Annotated in this window: 1 protein-coding gene; it reads left to right on the forward strand. The window is 62.7% G+C overall.

What is annotated here, in order from left to right; all coding sequences use genetic code 11:
* Nucleotides 1-558 precede the first annotated feature (558 nt).
* Nucleotides 559-2295 (forward strand): IS1634 family transposase, encoded by a 1737-nt coding sequence (locus VKR55_RS27405; protein WP_324408343.1) that lies wholly within the window; start codon nt 559-561, stop codon nt 2293-2295.
* The last annotated feature ends 69 nt before the right edge of the window (nt 2296-2364 follow it).

Genomic DNA, 2364 nt, shown 5'->3' on the forward strand with positions numbered 1-2364 from the left:
AGCGGTCTCGATTCGCTCTCGGAGGCTATCGAAGATGCTGAGTCGCGGAGGAGAGCGGCAGCACGAGCTGGTTGATTCGGCCTCACCTGCCCCGAGATCGCGAGCTGCAGCAAATCAAACAAGACAGCGGCAATCCTTAAATCAACCAATTACTCCGCTCCGGGTCATTATGAGCATCCGGGAACCACTTGTTGTTCAAGGTTCGCACCATGCCGCGGACGATCTGCGCGAGGGCTTCGCGAACGCAAGACAAGACGAGCCCCAACCGGCAATTTTCCACTGCGGTCCACATTCCTTACTCCAATCTGGCTTTTGAGAGGCATCGCTTAGCTATTGGGTGGGCGCCCCGGCCCGCGCTGATAAGGAGCTTGCGCAGGACCGGGGCCGCGCGCGGTTCAGGGGTCTGAGCCGCACGCTCAAGCTAATCCGAACTTCCTTTTTGGGAAAACTGTAGGCCGTTGAGTTTAGAGGCGTTTCCCGGGAAATGGCCATAAAATGTAGCCATGTAAATGATGATATTGTTATTGATTTTTGCTAATGATTGTTAGATCATGAGACATGTATATCGAATCGGTCCCCAACCGAAACTCGCCGCCCGCGATCCTGCTGCGCGAGAGCTACCGCGATGGCGGCAAGATCAAGAAGCGCACCATCGCCAACCTCTCCGATTGGCCGACCGAGATCGTTGAAGGCCTGCGCACGCTGCTCAAGGGCGGCAAGGTGGCGCCGGCCAATCAGGAAAGCATCATCATGCGCCGCAGCCTGCCGCACGGCCATGTCGCCGCCGTGCTCGGCGTGCTGCGCGACATCGGTCTCGATCGCATCCTCGGCCCCGCCGGCAACCGGCCGCGCGATCTCGTCATTGCGATGATCGTGGCCCGTCTGATCGCGCCAGCCTCGAAGCTCGCCACCGCCCGCATGCTCGATCCGGCCACCGCGACGTCCAGCCTCGGTGACGTTCTCGGCCTCGGAGCCGTCGACGAGGATGAGCTCTATGCCGCCATCGACTGGCTTGGCGAGCGCCAGCAGGCAATCGAGAAGGCACTTGGGCGCAAGCATCTGCGCGACGGCACGCTGGTGCTCTACGACGTGTCGTCGAGCTACCTGGAGGGGCGCTGCTGCGAACTCGCCCGACTTGGCTACAATCGCGACGGCAAGAAGGGCAAGTTGCAGATCGTCTACGGCTTGCTGTGCGCCGCGGACGGTTGCCCGGTAGCAATTGAGGTGTTTGAGGGCGACACCGCCGACCCGCGCACGCTCGCCACCCAGATCGACAAGATCAAGGCGCGCTTCGAGCTCAAGCATGTGGTGCTGGTCGGCGACCGCGGGATGATGACGCAGGCGCGCCTCGACACCGAGATCGTCCCGGCCGGCCTCGACTGGATCACGGCATTGCGCGCCCCAGCCATCAGGGCACTCACCGAGAGCGGAGCCCTGCAGATGTCGTTGTTCGATGAGCGCGACATCGCGGCCATTACGTCGCCCGACTATCCGGGCGAGCGGCTGATCGTCTGCCGCAATCCCGATCTTGCCCGCGAGCGTACCCGCAAGCGCCTCGACCTTTTGGCCTCGACCGACCGCGATCTCGCCGACATCGCGGCCGCCGTCGCGCGCCCCAAGCGGCCGCTGCGCGGCAAGGCCGAGATCGCCCTCAAGGTCGGCGCCGTCATCAACCGCTACAAGATGGCCAAGCACTTCGCACTCGACATCGGCGAGACGAGCTTCGCGTTCCATCGCAATGCCGACGCCATCGCGGCCGAGGCCGCCCTCGACGGCATCTATGTGGTGCGCACCAATCTGCCCAAACGCGTGCTCGATGATGCCGCAACGGTCGGCGCCTACAAATCTCTCGCAAAGGTCGAACGGGCGTTCCGCTCGCTCAAGACCCTCGACATCCACTTGCGGCCAATCTTCCACTGGACCGCATCGCGCGTACGCGCCCACGTCATGCTCTGCATGCTCGCCTATCATGTCGAGCACCACATGCGCGCCAGGCTCGCCCCGATGCTCTACGACGAGACCGATCACGAAGCCGCCGCCGCCAAGCGCACCAGCATCGTCGCCAAGGCCGAGCGCTCCGACGCCGCCGTCCGCAAGCAAACGACCGGACGCACCGAAGACGGCCTGCCGGTGCACAGCTTCCAAACCCTGCTTGCCGATCTCGCAACCTATTGCCGTATCCAGGCCACCACCGCGCTCAACGAGAAATACATCTTCACCCTTCACACCAGGCCCACCCCGACCCAGCAACGCGCCTTCGAACTCCTCGGTAGCAACCCCGATCGTACCCAGTAACGCCAGCCTCGCTTGCCGCAAACAGAAGCGAGTTCAGTGTGTTATTGATTCGACAAGTAGGAAGTTCGG

The sequence above is a fragment of the Bradyrhizobium sp. genome (assembly GCF_035309285.1).
Classification (GTDB): Bacteria; Pseudomonadota; Alphaproteobacteria; order Rhizobiales; family Xanthobacteraceae; genus Bradyrhizobium.